The following is an 18072-nucleotide window of genomic DNA, read 5'->3' as shown; positions in this document are numbered from 1 at the left end:
TTCGACTCTGCTCAATGTGACAGGTTTTGGGTTTTTGTCGCTTTGCTCCTTTTGTTTGTTTATTGATTCGTTTTTTTGCTCACTTTCAATTTTTCACTTTTCACTTTCAACTTTTCACTCTTTGTTTTTTTCGTTTTTTCGTTTTTGTTAAAATCTTGTCGCATTGCTGCGACAAGGTTTTGTTTGTGCTTTTCTTACTTCTTTTTAGTAAATGACTTTTTGTATTTTTTGCTTCCCGTTGCGCAGTATCACTTTTACAATGAGTGCACTGTATGTTTGTTTTAGATTGATGATGTTGTACGTATCTTGGTGTACATCTTTTAGATCGACCAATCGTTTCCCGAGAATGTTATATACTGATATGCCTTCTATTTGACTGTTTTGTGAATGTACTTTTATTTGATTGTTGTTTGTTGCTATTATAATTCCTGTATTTACTTCAAATTCGCTCACGGCTAAGATGCTATTATCAGTATATTTTAGCACAAAACGATCTTCAAAGATGCCCTTTTCTGAATAGAAACTGTATGGTAATACACGTAAGTCATGAATTGTATTTGTATATAAATCTTCCAAATAAATTGCTTGATTGGTATTTTCAAATAATCCATCGAGTGCATTTATGGCAATCGAATAGTTTCCATTCTCCCCTATATTGACACCCAAAGGGACTTTATCAGTATCTTGAAATGGCAACGCCCTTCCTTGAATTGCCAGTTTTTCGTCATCGACAAGTGAATACATGTGTGTTAGTGCTTCACTTAGATTATCACCATCATAGAGTCTATCTTTGTTATTGGTGGCACCTGTAAGATAGCCAATTAATGTTGATGATGCTGTATTGTCTGAAGTGATGATATCCAGCCATATTCTGTGTTTTTCTATCGTATTTGTCGTCTCTACATTTTCTGGTTGTTCCGTATTTACATAGCCATCAAGTCTGTAAAATTGACTGTTGCTGTATGTAGCATCTCGCATCGAATTATTGAATTCTATGGTAGAAGTGGTTGGTGCCGCATCATCCATAAGCACAAAGAATGCTTGTCCTGCCGCAATGTAACCATTGAATCCAAAAGGATTGGAACCTGTACTATTGTATTGAATGTAATCTTTTTCATTGTAATTATACAGATAGTTATTGTAAAACGGATCTGCGTACGCATCGCTAGGCACGCTTAAGTGTCTCCATAAATATACTGTTCCAGTTATTGTTGCAGGACTTGTATTATCAGTGATGATAGCTGCATTTCTTACGATAAACGCATCCGCAGATATTGCTGAAGGATACGGGTTTCCAACTAAGTTCCAATTATCATCTAATGCAGTTACTTCAGTATCTCCAGGTCCAGGATAGTCAACACCTGCATAGGTTCCTCTTGTTACCGTTGTATTGATAATTCCATTGTTTGGTCGCCCAACAAATTCTGCGGTGTTTGCTTCACTTGTTCCTGAAATTCCACGAATTATGTATCCATTTCCGAGTTCCATCGCGCCTGACGCATTTTGCCATTCGCCATAATTTCCAATTCCGTTTCCACTTACCGTAGGATTCCATTGATAGATTAGATATGGTTGTGTTCCTGGTGAGATATTTGTCACATCAAAACCTTCCACCGCAGTTGACCAGTATACATAATCTAAATCATTTACTCCTGAAACCGTACGATGCATATTAATGTCTCCCGAATTGTTATTGGACGTAACATCCGTTATTTGAACTAGGTTGGCACTATCGTTTATATTAAGACTTCCGCCTGATTCCACTCTAATCCAATCAGTTACAGTCAATGCCGACAACGATTCCATTTCTAAGTGTCCTCCATTTTTTATGGTTAGATTTTTTGCCAATCCTATTTCTGAAGCAGGCACTCTAGTGTCAAGCGCTAATCCGTTCTCTTTTATGATGACACAATCATCCGAAGTAGGCACTAATTCTTGCGCCCAGTTTGATGCTACGCCCCAATTATCAATACTACTATCAAATATTCTTGTTCTATTTATAATATTGAAGTCATAGCTAACGACGCCACATCCGTTTGCAAGATTTGCATCTATAGTAAACGAATAGGAAGCTTCTTCTAGTTGTGCCAATGTTGGCATTGCATATACCTTTTTATAAGCACCCGAAGTGTAAGGTGTGTCACCTATTCCATCATTTGTAGTATCAATAAATAAGTTTACAATTCCGGTAGGCGTCGTTGTCCAGTTTACGGCAGTGATATCTTTGTCTCCAAATAGTTTTATATTGTCAACTGCCACGCCATCCGACCAAACGGCATAAAAGCGAATACGCACACTTAATGTTGGTTCATTAATGTATGTTGAGAGATCATATGAGAGATTTTGAAATCTTGTGCCAATTCCTACATCTGAAGTGATATTTGCTGTGATAGCTGTCCAATTGGTTCCATCCGTAGAAACTTCAATAGCTAAGTAATCGTCTGTGCCACCAATTCCATCTAATAAGTGATGTGAGTAGTAACAATCAAAACTTAATGTAAGGTCTACAAAGTTAGTGGTATCATATGAAGTGATTGATTGCAAAGCGTTGTTTGTTGTATATAATCCTACATCTGAGTTACTTAAAACGAATTGATTGCTACCCAATCCTGATGAAATGGAAGGAAACCACACTTGTTGCGTTGGAATAAATATACTTGATTGATTTTGCCATGCGGTTAGCGTATTGATGATAAGACCATTATCATTTATAGCAATGTTATCGAATGCTCCTAGTGTTCCAGATTCAAAGTCTTCATTAATTAAATATACATCGTCAATGTTTCCTGCAGCTGCTATTTCCAACATATCATTTTCTCCACAGACAATTCTATCAGAAGGACCAGGAGTTACCGTCAACAAAGGCACAGGGTTAAATTTTGCTATCACTGGCTCACGCACCCAAGTTTCACATATTCCATTAAAAACAGTTACATAGTATGTTGTGGTATTTGAAATTGCTGGTGTTGCCCAATTCCCTGTGAGTGTTACCGCTACTAAGTTTCCTCCTGTTTCTGCGTCATACCATCTATAATCGCCTATTAATGGTATACCCGTAGCATCTACGGATAAATTTACACTTCCAGTACCACACGTTTCTCCTCCGGTGACATTATCAATGACTGCATCACATAAAGGCTCCACCGTAAATAGATAGTCTTCCGCTTCTCCATATTGATCTATGGAAGAACCAGTATCTACAAAATTTTCACATGAATTGAAATCATATACTGTACTATAACTTGATAAAGAATAATTATATCCTGTATAATTTCGAATTCGAATTTTGTAATCACCAGGCGCAATGACTAATGGAATGATAAACCCAAACGTAGTTGTCGTTGAAACTCCATCGGTATCATATACTTCTTCTGTAGCAATGTCAAATACATCATCTTTATTCCAATCTATCCAAGCTTTAAATCTGCATTTAAGATTTGCCTCCACTAATACATTAACACCTCCACCTGCAACTTGCCTAGAAGGTGTTGTTAATCCTGTAAAATCTTGATATCCGCTTGTATAACTTGTTCCCGTATTTGTGACATCTTGTAAAGTTCCTAAAAAACGAACCTCATCAATGTATAGTACATCTGGTGTATCTGTTGTTGGTAGACAGACACCAGCAAGAGTTGTCGTTGTCATCTCATGACTTGAAGCCGTTGCCATAAAACTATGCCGCACATCGTCATCTGCATTCCCTGTAAATCCATTACAACTTACAGTAGTAGCAATTTGTGTTGAATTTTCTGTATCTACAGAAGTACTTATTTTATAAATATTTAAAGTGCTGACCGACAGATTTTTAGCACTCATGCAACTATTATTTACAGGAATCAGATAGGAATCATTCGTACTACTAATGACTAATTCATGATTAAAACTACTATTTTTGCATATTTCAGCGTGTAAGGTAAAAGCATCGACACAAAAAATAAATAAAAAGAAAAAAATTAGGGATAGAGGTATTCGCATAACTTGGGGGTTTTGATTTTTAGGATTATTCCTACCATGAAATGTAAAAAATATATCATTTCAACCAACGTCCATTTAGTGTATTTCAACGTGTTTTTTTATCATTTCGTCGAAATCAAAGCCGTCTTTTCTTGTTGTAGTTTTATTTTCACACCTATACACATAAGCATTTACGACTTTTCGTAAATCAAATGATAATAATTTTAGAACAATTATTATTTGATACGGCTCGTTATTATGTAGTTTAAAACGTGTTTTTATGTATAAATTTTAGAGAGGAAAATGCTTGAATAAATCCAATTAGGCATAAAAAAAGCGAACCGAAGTTCGCTTGTATTGTTACAATTAATGATTATTATGCACAATCTCTACACGTTGGGAATTCTGTTTGAGTGATACATGCTATACGAACACTTACGCAATTCCCTGTTAGCTCACATTTAACTGATCGAAGGCAGAGGTTTCCACCATTAATATCCACGATTGTTAATGGACATTGCATTTCAGAGATTGCGATTCCACCAGTGTTCATTGTTGCATCAAGATTGGAGATTGTTTTTCTGTTTAATGCTAAACTTTTTAAATTCTTTTTTTTCATAATTTGGTAAATTATTGATTAATAATCTTGTTAAGATACCACTTATTCTTAAAAATGAATTACGGGAATACCACATTTAACACTTCGGCTTGGTCTCGACTCCGCTCAATGCAAGCGTTCAGTGTGAAACATTTAGACATAGATGAACATGTCACTCAGTGTAAACGCTTTAACTAAACTTACTTTCCTCTCAAACAAAATCTAATTAATAGATAGTCTGTACAATTTCTTTTTTAGCTTCTTTTTTAGATCCGTCAAATCCTTCTACACCTGAAACTGTTGTATACTTCATTACATATTTTTTCCCCGGATTGATTCGTTGATACGCACTTTGACACATAATCGCAGCTTCATGGAACCCTGATAAAATGAGTTTTAATTTTCCTTTATATGTGTTTACATCGCCAATAGCATATACGCCCGGAATATTGGTTTGATAATCGTATGAATTGTCTACCTTAATTGCGTTTTTTTCAATTTCTAATCCCCAATTTCCTATTGGACCGAGTTTTGGAGAGAGTCCAAATAATGGAATGAAATGATCTACTTCCAACAGAATTGACTCTTCTCCTTTTTTAGTGATCGTTACACCTGAAAGTTGCCCTTCTCCATGCAATTCTGTGATTTCTGCAGGTGTTATGAGATTGACTTTTCCAAGATTTTTCAACTCTTGTACTTTTTCTACAGAATCTAACGCGCCACGAAATTCATTTCTTCGATGTACTAGTGTTATTTCTGAGGCAACATTCGCTAAAAAAATAACCCAATCCAATGCAGAATCGCCGCCGCCAGCAATGACTACTTTTTTATTTCGATAGATTTCAGGATCGCGAATAATATATTCAACACCTTTATCTTCATAGTTTTCAATTCCTTTAATTGGTGGTTTTCTTGGCTCAAAAGAACCCAATCCGCCAGCAATCACAACTATTGGCGCGGCATGTTTTGTTCCTTTATTTGTGGTTACAACAAACGTATCATCTTCTAAACGTTCTAACGTTTCTGCGCGTTCTCCTAAGGTAAATCCGGGTTCAAAAGGTGCAATTTGCTTTACTAAATTTTTTACTAAATCGCCTGCTAAGATCTCAGGAAACCCAGGAATATCATAGATTGGCTTCTTAGGATATATTTCTGAACATTGTCCGCCTGGCTGTGGCAACGCATCTATTAAGTGTGTTTTTAGTTTTAATAATCCTGCTTCAAAAACTGTAAAAAGCCCTGTTGGTCCTGCGCCGACAATTAGTATGTCTGTTTGTATCATTTTTGATGTTTGTTTGTTCGTTGATTTGTTGATTCGTTGATTTGTATTTCTATTATGAATTATCATTCAACAAGGTTTCTGTGAGTTCATTTAACGTATCTACTTTTTCTTCAAAATCGCCTTTTAACCGTTTCCGATAGGTATGTAAATTTTGAACAAGTTCATCGATACTTTCTGGAATAACTTCTTCAAAGAATTGTCGCAAACGTTTTGCCGTGGTTGGTGATTTTCCATTGGTAGAAATTGCAATTTTTACATTTCCTTTCGTTACAATTCCGCCTAAATAGAAATCGCAGTATTCTGGTTGATCTGCCAAGTTTACCAAAAGATTTCGTCGCTTTGCTTCTAAAAATATGTTCAAGTTTACGAGCTGATCATCTGTAGCCGCAATTACCATATGTTTTTCATCTAAATGATCTTTGACATATACTTCTTCTATCAGTGTTACGGTTTTGTGCGCAATTGCTAATGTTCTGATTTCTTCTCTTATAAAAGGTGCTACTAATGATACGTTTGCATTTGGACTCGATTTGAGTAAAAAGCTTAACTTTTCTAAACCTACATTTCCACCTCCGACAATTAAGACATTGAGTTGATGCACTTTTAAAAATATTGGATATAATTCATTCTTTTCCATACGGTTATATAACTTCTCTAAGAGGTAAAGGACTTTTATTAATGTTTTGATATTCATTTAGTTGCGCCGAAGCTTCATTCACAACTTCTCCAATTACAATGATTGCGGGAGTTGCAATATTGTTCGCTTTTACTTTTTCAATAATAGAATCTACCGTTCCAAAAACTGATTTTTCATGGGTTGTTGTTCCGTTCTGAATGATTCCGACAGGAGTTTTATGTTTTCCTTCTAATTTGAAAAGCGTTACGATTTCAGAGAGTTTACTCATGCCCATCAAAATGACAACCGTTGCTGTAGATTGTGCTGCCAGCGTCACATCTAACGAAAGTTTTCGCTCAGAAGTTGTTCCTGTAATTACCCAAAAACTTTCAGAAATTCCACGTTTTGTCAACGGAATTCCTACGTGTGCAGGAACCGCAATTGCAGAGGTAATTCCAGATACTATTGCCGTTTCTAACCCGTGTTGTTTTGCATATTGGATTTCTTCTGCTCCACGACCAAAAATGAATGGATCGCCACCTTTTAAACGAACTACATGTCCGTAATTAGTTGCATTCTCTACAATAAGTGTATTGATTTCATCTTGTGTATATTTATGAAATCCTTTGCGTTTACCTACAAAAATGTGCGTTGCATTAGGCGCATGTACAAGCAATTCTCTGTTTACCAAAGCATCGTATAAAACCACATTTGCGACTTGTAATACTTTTACACCTTTTAGTGTAATGAGTTCAGGATCGCCTGGTCCTGCGCCTAAAACTGTTAATTTTGGATTATGCATGTGTCAATTCCTCCTTTCTGTACGTTTTTAGTTGTTGTAAAAACCAGTTTGCATCTACCAAATAACTTTTGGCAAAGGCTTTAGTAGGTTCATTTTTTTGGATTTGATATATGAATGTTGCAAACGAATCTGGCAATACTATTTTTTTAGTTTCCACAAACACTTCATCAAATTGATTGATAATAGTTGCATGCGAATTTGTTTTTTGAGCTACCGAAAGTAATAAGGCTTTCGCCGAATTTAAAATGGCAGCATACGCATGATAAATACTATCACTGTAGGATTCATTGGCGAATGCAGCCGACGCATTTTCTATTTTTTCTTGACTTTCTAATAGTAATGTTTCTATTAAATCGATGACAACGCCAGCACATTCTCCAATACCAACTGCTTTTACGTATGGTTTTTCATTTCCCCAATCGATAAAATCATCTTCTGTAAGTTCCGAACTATCTGATAATGCTTTCAACAATGTATAGAAATAGGCTTTTCCTTGCCGTTCGTAATACGCTAAAAAAGATTCATTTTGTTGTTCATTTGCTTTAAAATCATTTAAAATTTGACGCAATGCTTCAGGTCCACGCTTGCTAGGTATTTTTAATACTTTATCTGAAAAACGACCTTGTCCATTTCCTAATGTTCCGCCGCCTAAAAGTACTTGCAAAGCTGGCGCAACTAATTTTCCTGAATTTATAGTCATTCCTTGAAAACCTATTTCCGCCATATTATGTTGTCCGCAGGCATTCATACAACCACTTATTTTAATGGTAATGTCTTTTGTGGTGATGAATTCTTGATATTCTGCCGCAATTACTTTCTCCAATTCTCTTGCAATTCCTGTACTACTAGAAATTCCTAAATTGCACGTATCTGTTCCTGGACACGCTGTGATATCTACTAGTTTATTGTAACCAGTTTGTGCAAATCCTAGTTTTTTTAATTCTTGATAGAAGAAAGGCAGCAATGCTTCTCTAACATGACGAATAAGTATGTTTTGACGCAACGTAAATCGCAATTCGTCTGCTGCGTATTTTTTGATTAAATCTGCAAGTAATCGAGCTTTATCAGTATAAAAATCTCCTAAAGGCACTCGAATTCCGATCGCAAATAATCCTTTTTGTTTCTGTTGAATAACATTTGTTACTTTCCATGCTTGGTAAGCAGTTTCATCTTCAAGCACGATGGTTTCAACGGAATCTGTTTGAAATTTTGGTGCGACTTCAAATGCAATGGTTTCAATTACTACTTTGGTATTTGATAATGCTTTTTGTTCTACTTCAATTAGTTCTGTAAACGCTTCTAATCCGACATCTTTCACTAAAAATTTCATGCGTGCTTTTCCTCTTTTAGCACGTTCTCCATAGCGATCGAATACGCGTAAAACACTTTCTATCAGCGGAATGATTTTTTCTGTTTCCAAAAATTCATATAATACATCTGCATGTCTTGGTTGCGAACCCAATCCGCCGCCTAATAGTACTTTGAAACCACGAACTCCATCTTGAATTTTAGCAATGAAACCCAAATCGTGAATGAATGCCAAAGCCGTATCTGCGTCAGTTCCTGAAAAGGAAATTTTAAACTTTCTTCCCATTTCTTGGGAGATCGGATTTCTCAAAAAGAATTTGAAAGTTGCATCTGCATACGCAGAAACATCAAAAGGTTCATCAACGTCAATTCCTGCGGTTTCACTTGCGGTAACATTTCTTACGGTATTTCCGCAGGCTTCTCGCAATGTAATATCATCTTTTTCGAGTTGTGCCCAAAGTTCTGGTGTGCGATCTAGACTTACATGATGAATTTGAATGTCTTGTCGTGTTGTAATATGAAGTCTGCCTCTGGAATATTCGTCAGACACATCTGCAATTCTATGCAACTGCGCACTTGAAACTTTTCCGTACGGAAGTTTTATGCGAATCATTTGTACGCCATGTTGCCGTTGTCCGTAAACACCGCGCGCCAATCGTAGGCTTCTGAATTTTTCTTCGTCTACTTTCCCTTCTTTGAATTCACGGATTTTTTGTTCTAATTCGAGAATGTCTTTTTCAACAATCGGGTTTTCTATTTCTGTTCTAAAGCTTTGCATTTGTTTGGTTTTCAAGTATTAAAAAAGTCCTTTTGAGTTATGTTTCAAAAGGACTTTTATTAAAAATATAGATACTATTTTTACTTCATGTTCCTTTTGTTTTTGGAAAGATGCACTGGCAACATATCGACATGTTTTTCATATTCGAATTCATTTTTTTAGTATTTGATTAAAAGTAATTCTTAATTAGTAATCGTTTATTTTGGTTAAATTTTATTAGTTTATAAATCCAACGCCAGCAGTTGTATTGGTTTGTAAATCGATCAGTATGAATCCGCCGTTGTGTTTATTTTTTTGATAACTATCAAAGAATAATGGTTTGCTTAGCTTAAGCTGAATGTTTCCAATTTCGTTGAGTTGAAGCTGTGATATTGCTCTTTTTTCTCCTGAAAAATTAGTTTCTTCAATAGTCTCTACATCTACTATTTTTGCCAACACATTGTGTACGCCGTGTTGCAAACTATATTTTGAAGCGGCTGTTAATGGTTTTTTGTCCATCCAACAAATGGTAGCTTGTAATTCTTTTTCAACCGTTGGTTTTTCAGAAGCTTTTACAATCATGTCACCTCTACTTACATTTACATCATCTTCTAACGTTAGTGTAATGGAACTTCCTCTTTCAGCTTTTTCAAATTTTTCAGTATAGAAATAGATTTCCTTTACTTTCGATTTGGTTTCTGATGGTAATATGATAACTTCATCTCCAACCGAAATATCGCCTCCGTACAATTTCCCAGCATAACCTCTAAAATCATGGTAATCTTCTGTTTTTGGTCTGATGACAGTTTGCACAGGAAAACGTGTTTGTGCTTCTTCGTACACATCTTGCGCATTTATTTGTTCTAAATGTTCAATGAGTGTTTTCCCAGTATACCAAGACATATTTTTAGATTTGTCAACCACATTATCTCCTTGCAAAGCACTTACTGGAATACATGTAATGTTTTGTTCTTTATAGGTAGTTTTTGAAATTAATGCTTGAATTTCTTCTTGTAAAGCGTTGTATCTTTCTTCAGAAAAATCAACCAAGTCCATTTTATTTACTGCAATTACAATGTCTTTTACACGCAATAAATTGTTGATATAAAAGTGACGCGAAGTTTGTTCTATAACACCTTTTCTTGCGTCAATTAGAATGATTGCTACTTGCGAGGTTGATGCGCCAGTAACCATATTTCTGGTATATTCTACATGTCCAGGTGTGTCTGCTATGATGTAACTTCTGTTTGCTGTGGAGAAATAAATGTGTGCAACATCTATCGTAATTCCTTGTTCTCTTTCTGCGACCAATCCGTCAGTTGCCATAGAAAAATCTAGGTAATCAAATCCTTTTTGTTTGCTATTTCGCTCAATAGCTTCTAGTTTGTCATCCGTCAATGATTTTGTATCGTACAGAATTCTACCAATTAAGGTGCTTTTTCCATCATCAACACTTCCTGCGGTTGCTACTTTTAGTACGTCCATTTTTTGTTTAGCTTTTGGCTGTTAGCTTTTGGGTTTTAGGCATTAGCTTTTTTGTTTTTTATACTAAAGAAAATTTTAAAAATATCCTTGTTGTTTTCTTTTTTCCATAGCGGCTTCCGAGCGTTTATCATCTATTCGTGCGCCACGTTCGGAAATAGTCGATTGTCTTATTTCTTGCACTACCGAAGTAATATCGTATGCATTAGATAATACTGCCGCGGTACAACTCATATCGCCAACTGTTCTAAACCGAATGACGCGTTCTTCTGTTTCTTCATCTTCTTCTCGATAAACTACCTCATCATTTGCTGACCAAATAAATCCGTCTCTTAAAAAGGTAGCTCTGGTATGCGCAAAATAAATCGATGGAATTTCTATGTTTTCTCTTTGAATATAACTCCACACATCTAATTCTGTCCAATTCGATATTGGAAATACGCGTACGTTTTGTCCTAAATTAATTTTTCCGTTGAGCATATCAAATACTTCTGGACGTTGGTTTTTTTCATCCCATTGACCAAAATCATCTCTTACCGAAAAGATTCGTTCTTTCGCTCTTGCTTTTTCTTCATCTCTTCTGGCTCCACCAATACACGCGTCAAACCCGAATTCTTCAATTGCATCTAACAAGGTTTCCGTTTGCAACATATTTCGACTTGCATATTTTCCAGTTTCTTCTTGCACTTTGCCAGCGTCTATATTGTCTTGCACATTTCGTACAATTAATTTTAATCCTAGTTTTTTAACTAATTTATCACGGAAATCAATCGTTTCTTGAAAATTATGTCCTGTGTCAATATGTAATAAAGGAAAAGGAATTTTTGCTGGAAAGAATGCTTTTTGAGCCAATCTAACCAAAGTAATTGAATCTTTTCCTCCAGAAAATAACAAGACTGGTTTTTCAAATTGCGCCACGACTTCTCTGAAAATATGTATCGCTTCACTTTCTAATACATTTGTTTGTAATACGTTCGTACTCATGTCTTTTATCTTATGAATGTAATCCACATTCTCTGTTTTCTAATACTTTTGTTGGATCGAAATAGTTGAATTCATTTGGAATTTTGTATGTTTCCAAATAGTCATCTAATTCTGCATCTGACCAATGATAAAATGGACTCACTTTTAAAACACCATTTTGTCCTTTTGATACAATATCTATAGAGTCTCTAAAAGCCGTTTGCCCTTTTCTTAAATTCGTAAACCAAATTTTTGGCGCATGAAATTCCATTGCTCTTTTAAATGGTTCTAATTTTACTTGCTGTGTAAATAGTTGATGTTTTTCATCAGTTACATCAGGAATTCCTAGTACAATATCTCTGTGAGCAGCAGTTTGTTTTGGCACATATAAATCTATATTTAAGGATAATTGTTTCGTTAAAATTTCTGCATGCTCGTATGTATTTGGCGTATTATATCCTGTGTCGCACCAGATAATATCAATGTTTGGTTTTACGCGTGTACAGGCATGTAAAATTACGCCTTCATACGGACGAAAATTAGTCGTTACCACCGCTTTTTCTCCTTGCTGTAACGCCCATGAGATAATTTCGCTAGGCGTTTTATCTTGTAATTCTTTGTTTATTTTTTGAATGTCTATTTGCATTTTATTTCCCCCATTTTATAATGTTCCATAACCTTTCATGAAAAAAGTATAACACCATTTTTGTAATCATTTCTATAGATCCTATTGCAAATGCAACACTTAATGTTCCTGTAACCAACCAAGAAATCAAAACCGTATCTAATGTTCCTATGACTCTCCAACTAAGTGATTTCACAAAACTTCGCAGCGGTTTCTCAGAACTTATATCTGTTGCATAATCGCTTTTATTTCTAATTATTTGATTTAAAATCATTTTGTTTCAATTAAACTACCATTAACCCATAGAGTTGGTAGGCTATTTGACAAATATATATGTATTTAGATGAACAGCACTATCGTTTTGCGTTAAAAAGTGTTATATTTTTAAAGTTTCAAGGGTAAGATGTTAGTTCTCTAATGCTTGGTTTAAATCTTCTATAATATCATTTATATTTTCTAATCCAACAGAAACACGAATAAGTCCGTCTGTAATGCCTGTTTCCAAACGATCCTCCACAGAAAGTTTACTATGCGTCGTAGAAGCTGGATGCGTTACAATACTTCGCGTATCGCCCAAATTGGCAGATAACGAACACATTTTTATAGCATTCAGAAATTTTCGTCCCGCTTCAACGCCACCTTTGACTTCGAAAGCAACTACGTTTCCTCCAAGTTTCATTTGCTTTTTAGCAATTTCGTATTGCGGATGCGATTTTAGAAACGGATATTTTACAAAGTTTATTTTTGAATGATTTTCTAAAAACTCCGCCACTTTCAGCGCGTTTTCACAATGTCTGTCCACTCTGACAACCAACGTTTCTAAACTTTTAGATAAAACCCACGCATTAAACGGCGACATTGCAGGACCTGTGTTTCTTGAAAATAGATAAATTTCCCGAATCAAATCTGGGCGACCAACTGTTACGCCACCTAAAACACGACCTTGTCCGTCAATGAGTTTTGTTGCAGAATGAATGACTAAATCCGCACCAAATTTAATTGGTTGTTGTAAATATGGTGTTGCAAAACAATTGTCTATAACTAAAAGCAACTTATGCTTTTTGGCAATTTTCCCTAAAACTTCTAAATCTAAAATATCAACTGCAGGATTCGTTGGCGATTCTGCATAAATAACTTTTGTATTTGGCTGAATTAATGCTTCTATTTTTTCTACTTCATTTATTTTGAAATAGCTTGTTTCTATATTCCACTTAGGTAAAAACTTTGTAAATAAACTATGTGTTGATCCAAATATAGAACGCGATGATACAATGTGATCGCCACTATTCAACAATGCCGCAAATGTGGAAAACACCGCAGACATTCCAGTTGCAAATGCATGTCCATCTTCTGCGCCTTCCATTTTGCAAATTTTAGAAACAAATTCAGATGTATTCGGATTGGTAAATCGGCTATAAATATTTCGTGTTTTTTCTTCCGCAAAGGAAGCGCGCATATCTTCTGCATCTTCAAAAACAAAACTTGAAGTAAGATATAACGGATTGGAATGTTCTAAGAAAGAGGAGCGTTCCATTTGTGTTCGAATCGCTTGTGTTTCTATGTGTTTTGAGTTCATTTTTTGTTGCTTGTTGCTTGTTGCTTGTTGCTTGTTGCTTGTTGCTTGTTGCTTGTTGCTTGTTGCTTGTTGCTTGTTGCTTGTTGCTTGTTAAGCGAAATTACTTTTACATTTATAATTCAGCATTTATAATTTATAATTTTTCTGTTAATTTGTTTTTTGCCTGTTTGTTTATTCGTTTACACTATCAATTTTTCCCTTTTCACTTTTAACTATTAACTTTTATGTTGTTCGATGTTCATTACAAATACTAAATTCATAAACCTTTAAACTTATAAACTTTTGTTTGCTCGTTAATTCGCTATTTGTTCCACTTTTAGTTTTTCACTTTCAACTTTCACTTATCACTTCTAACTTTTAACTTTTAACTTTTTTTTTTGCAAAACACTTTTACATTTAAAATTCAACATTTATAATTTATAATTTTTCTGTTAATTTGTTTTTTGCCTGTTTGTTAATTCGTTTACACTATCAATTTTTCCCTTTACACTTTTCACTTTCAACTTTCAACTTTTATGTTGTTCGATGTTCATTACAAATACTAAACTCATAAACCATTGAACTTATAAACTTTTGTTTGCTCGTTAATTCGCTATTTGTTCCACTTTTAGTTTTTCACTTTCAACTTTCACTTATCACTTCTAACTTTTAACTTTTTTTTGCAAAACACTTTTACATTTAAAATTCAACATTTATAATTTATAATTTTTCTGTTAATCGCAAAATATCTCCAAAAACGCCTCTAGCTGTTACGGCTGCTCCAGCGCCAGCTCCTTGAATTACTAATGGTTGTTCTTTGTACGCTTCTGTGTAAATTTCGAAAATAGAATCGGAACCTTTTATTTGTCCCAATGCACTGTTGCTTGACACAGAAATTAGCTTGACTTCCAAGATTTTTGTTTCTGTATCTAAATCGCCAACGTAACGCAGTACATTATTTTCTTGCTGATTTGCTTTGATGTGTTTAAAGGTTTCATCTAAATCTGAAATATTCTCTTTGAATTGCTGTAAACTGATCGTTTGCAAATGCGCAGGCAATAAATTTTGAATGCTTATGTCTGATAATTCATGCTTCAGATCCAATTCTCTGGCAAGGATTAATAATTTTCGAGCCACATCATTTCCCGATAAATCTTCACGCGCATCAGGTTCAGTAAAACCTTTTTCTTCCGCTTGCTTCAAAACCGTACTGAATGGAATATCTTCCACAGAAAAAGTATTAAATAAATAACTTAAAGATCCTGAGAATACACCGCGAATTTTCTTAATGCTTTCACCCGATTTGTGTAATAAACGTATCGTGTCAATTAATGGTAATCCAGCTCCAACATTGGTTTCGTACAAATAATTCTTCTGATGCTTTTTAAGTTCCAACCGTAATTCTTGATAGAACGAATATTCAATCGTATTTGCCACTTTATTTGCCGAAACCAAATCAAAGCCATTTTTAACTAAAGGTATATAATCATGAATAAACTTTTTACTTGCCGTTGTGTCAACCGCAATTAAATTTTCTAAGTGATGTATTTTTGAGTAATCGATAATTTGTTGCACCGTGTACGCAACTTTTTCTTTTGAAAATGTATCTTGCCAATTGTCCGCAGTGCCGTTTTTGTTTAAATAAACATGTTGTGAATCTGCAATAGCGAATACATTTAATTTGATATTATTCTTGTCTAAAATGGCTATTTTGCTTTTCACAATTTGATCGAGCAATGTGCCACCAACCAATCCTTTTCCAAAAACAGCAATATTTATTTTTTTAGAAACACCGAAAATTTGTCCGTGAATCACATTGACAGCTTTGTGTAATTGTGACTTCTTTACCACCAAACTCACGTTTTTGCCAGAAACCGTATTGTTAAACAGAATCGGAACTATTTGATTTTTGATTAATGCATTATATGGTTTGTGAAATTCGCTTAAATCTTGTCCCACAATTGAAATCACAGCGACATCATCAATGATTGATATTTTATTGACATCTTTGGTATAAAAGTCATTTTCAAATTCTCTTTCCAAACTGACAATCGCTTTGGAAGCTTCGCTGGCATTGATGACCAAGCCAATTCCACGTTCCGATGAACCTTGCGAAATAATACTGACATTGATATCATTTTCGCTCAAGGTTTTAAAAATTCGAGCATCAACTCCAACTCTGCCAAGCAAACCTCTACCTTCTAAGTTGACCAAAACTACGTTGTCTAAAACAGAAATTGATTTGATTCCTTTTGCCGTTGTTTTTTGTGTAATAATAGTTCCACCATCCGAACTATTGAATGTATTTAAAATTCGTAATGGAATGTTTTTTTCTATTAATGGAACAATGGTTTTTGCATGTAAAATGTGTGCGCCAAAGTTTGCCAATTCGTTTGCCTCATTGAATGATAATGCTTCTATTTTTTTTGCATCAGCAACCAAATCTGGGTTTGCGGTAAAAATTCCGTCCACATGTGTGTAGTTTTGTAATTCTTCAGCATCTAAAAAATTCGCTAATAAAGCCGCTGTATAATTACTTCCATTTCTGCCCAAAGTAGTCGTTTCATTATTTTGATTTGAGCCAATAAAACCTGTCACAATATTGACCGTTGTTCCATTATATGATTTAAAATGATTGATGATGTTTTTTCTCGAAATCAAATCCAAAGGACGCGCATTTCCAAAAACATTGTCTGTTATTATCAAGCTTCTCGTGTCTGTAAAATGTGCGTTTACACCTTCTTTTTGCAACAAATTCGTCACCAATTTCGCAGCGATTATTTCGCCTAGCGACATGATTTGATCTTTTATTTTTTCGCTATAATCGCCCAATAAAGAAACGCCTTGAAGTAAATTTTCCAAGGTTGTAAATTCTTCTAAACAATCCGCCGATGTAGCTATTTGACTTTGGTACGCTTTAAATGCTGTCAACTCTTCGCGATACGTTTCTTTTCGCGCCGCTTTTTCCAACATTTCCAACAATTCATCCGTAGCATTTCCACGCGCAGACAATACAACTGCAATTCTTTCTTGTCGTATTGCCTTCTCCTTTATAATTTGGATTGTAGTTTCAATTCCTTTTCCGTTGGCGAGTGATTTTCCACCAAATTTTAATATTTTCATATCTATATTTTTATTTGATGGATGATTTTTGAACTTGAAATATATTTTTGAGTAAATTACTCAACTGTTCGTATTCTATTAAAAATGCGTCATGTCCGTGAATAGATTGTATTTCATAATGATGCACATTTGCCTTGACAAGCTTGAGTCTTTTATAAGTTTCTATATCTTCGTCAGGCGAAAAAAACATGTCCGTATTAATACTAATAATGTGAATATTTCCTGCAATTGGCGCAACTACTTTTTCAAACGCTTCGCGATCTCTAGTAATATCAATCGTTTTTAAAAGTCGATTCATCAATTTGTATGCTGATAATTGAAAACGCGCTTGCAATTTTTCTCCATGATGTGCCAACCAACTTTCCGTATTGAATACGTTTTTCTCTTGGTTTCGCGTACGCTGAAATTTTGCCTTTAAGGAAAAAGGCGTTCGGTAACACAACATCGCATGAATCCGCGCATCTTGAATTGGTTGACTAGAATTTTCCAGAATGCGTTCCTGCAAGAAGCAATTCGCGATAAGCCAATCCGAAGATTTCCAATCAGACGCAATCGGAATTAAATTTTGAATCAAAGTTGGTTCTAAAACTGCCATTTCCCAAGCAATTCCACCACCTAATGATCCGCCAATAGCGGCAAAAAGTGTATTGATTTTTAACTGTTCTAATCCTCTAATGAAAATTTTTGCAATATCTCTGGCAACAAAATCTTTGTATTGTTTGATGGGTCCAGTTTCACCCGAAAAACCATTCCCAGGAATGTCAAAACTTAAAATTTTAAAGTGATTCGTATCAATACATTTTTCATCGCCAATTAGCGTATTCCACCAACCATTTTTGCCTGTAACTTCCGAATTCCCCGTTAAGGCATGATTTACTAAAACAATTGGCGCATCCGCGTTATCCAAACCTTCGAGCTGATAACTCAACTTTAAATTCGGATAATACGCGCCACTTTCCGTAAAGAAATCTACAATGGTTATATGTGCTATTTTTTGTGTCAAATTA

The 18072-nt window shown here is 34.9% G+C and carries 12 protein-coding genes; all 12 read right to left on the bottom strand.

All coding sequences use genetic code 11. The annotated features are described in order from the left end of the window. Nucleotides 1-204: 204 nt before the first annotated feature. The 12 genes from IMCC3317_RS18165 to IMCC3317_RS18110 all read right to left on the bottom strand — a co-directional run bounded on the left by IMCC3317_RS18165 (nucleotide 205) and on the right by IMCC3317_RS18110 (nucleotide 18068). The gene (locus tag IMCC3317_RS18165; protein ID WP_160130901.1) at nucleotides 205-3975 is read right to left on the bottom strand and encodes an Ig-like domain-containing protein; all 3771 of its coding nucleotides are present in this window, start codon (nucleotides 3973-3975) and stop codon (nucleotides 205-207) included. An 803-nt stretch (nucleotides 3976-4778) separates the two neighbouring features. After that, nucleotides 4779-5834 (bottom strand): NAD(P)/FAD-dependent oxidoreductase, encoded by a 1056-nt coding sequence (locus tag IMCC3317_RS18160; protein WP_160130900.1) that lies wholly within the window; start codon nucleotides 5832-5834, stop codon nucleotides 4779-4781. A 52-nt stretch (nucleotides 5835-5886) separates the two neighbouring features. Next, a complete protein-coding gene (locus IMCC3317_RS18155; protein WP_160130899.1) occupies nucleotides 5887-6471 on the bottom strand; it encodes a precorrin-2 dehydrogenase/sirohydrochlorin ferrochelatase family protein in 585 nt (194 codons plus the stop codon). A gap of 4 nt (nucleotides 6472-6475) precedes the next feature. Continuing rightward, on the bottom strand, nucleotides 6476-7252 hold the full coding sequence (cobA, locus tag IMCC3317_RS18150) for a uroporphyrinogen-III C-methyltransferase (protein ID WP_160130898.1): 777 nt from the start codon (nucleotides 7250-7252) through the stop codon (nucleotides 6476-6478). Next, nucleotides 7245-9338, bottom strand: a complete 2094-nt coding sequence (locus tag IMCC3317_RS18145) for a HEPN domain-containing protein (protein WP_160131958.1) — start codon at nucleotides 9336-9338, stop codon at nucleotides 7245-7247. The genes cobA and IMCC3317_RS18145 overlap by 8 nt, the downstream gene beginning before the upstream one ends. A gap of 216 nt (nucleotides 9339-9554) precedes the next feature. Then, entirely contained in the window at nucleotides 9555-10802 is a 1248-nt protein-coding gene (locus IMCC3317_RS18140; protein WP_160130897.1) for a sulfate adenylyltransferase subunit 1, read from the bottom strand. 75 nt (nucleotides 10803-10877) lie between these two features. After that, entirely contained in the window at nucleotides 10878-11783 is a 906-nt protein-coding gene (gene cysD, locus IMCC3317_RS18135) for a sulfate adenylyltransferase subunit CysD (protein WP_160130896.1), read from the bottom strand. 10 nt (nucleotides 11784-11793) lie between these two features. Then, the gene (locus IMCC3317_RS18130; protein WP_160130895.1) at nucleotides 11794-12408 is read right to left on the bottom strand and encodes a phosphoadenosine phosphosulfate reductase domain-containing protein; all 615 of its coding nucleotides are present in this window, start codon (nucleotides 12406-12408) and stop codon (nucleotides 11794-11796) included. 1 nt (nucleotide 12409) lies between these two features. Further along, on the bottom strand, nucleotides 12410-12661 hold the full coding sequence (locus IMCC3317_RS18125) for a DUF2061 domain-containing protein (RefSeq protein WP_160130894.1): 252 nt from the start codon (nucleotides 12659-12661) through the stop codon (nucleotides 12410-12412). A 132-nt stretch (nucleotides 12662-12793) separates the two neighbouring features. Next, nucleotides 12794-13963, bottom strand: a complete 1170-nt coding sequence (locus tag IMCC3317_RS18120; RefSeq protein ID WP_160130893.1) for a trans-sulfuration enzyme family protein — start codon at nucleotides 13961-13963, stop codon at nucleotides 12794-12796. A gap of 699 nt (nucleotides 13964-14662) precedes the next feature. Further along, nucleotides 14663-17065 (bottom strand): bifunctional aspartate kinase/homoserine dehydrogenase I, encoded by a 2403-nt coding sequence (thrA, locus tag IMCC3317_RS18115; RefSeq protein ID WP_160130892.1) that lies wholly within the window; start codon nucleotides 17063-17065, stop codon nucleotides 14663-14665. A 10-nt stretch (nucleotides 17066-17075) separates the two neighbouring features. Next, entirely contained in the window at nucleotides 17076-18068 is a 993-nt protein-coding gene (locus IMCC3317_RS18110) for an alpha/beta fold hydrolase (protein WP_160130891.1), read from the bottom strand. Between the last annotated feature and the right edge of the window lie 4 nt (nucleotides 18069-18072).

This window comes from Kordia antarctica (assembly GCF_009901525.1).
GTDB classification, from domain to species: domain Bacteria; phylum Bacteroidota; class Bacteroidia; order Flavobacteriales; family Flavobacteriaceae; genus Kordia; species Kordia antarctica.
Note: the sequence above shows the minus strand (reverse complement) of the source record. Positions and strands in the feature narration are given on the sequence as shown.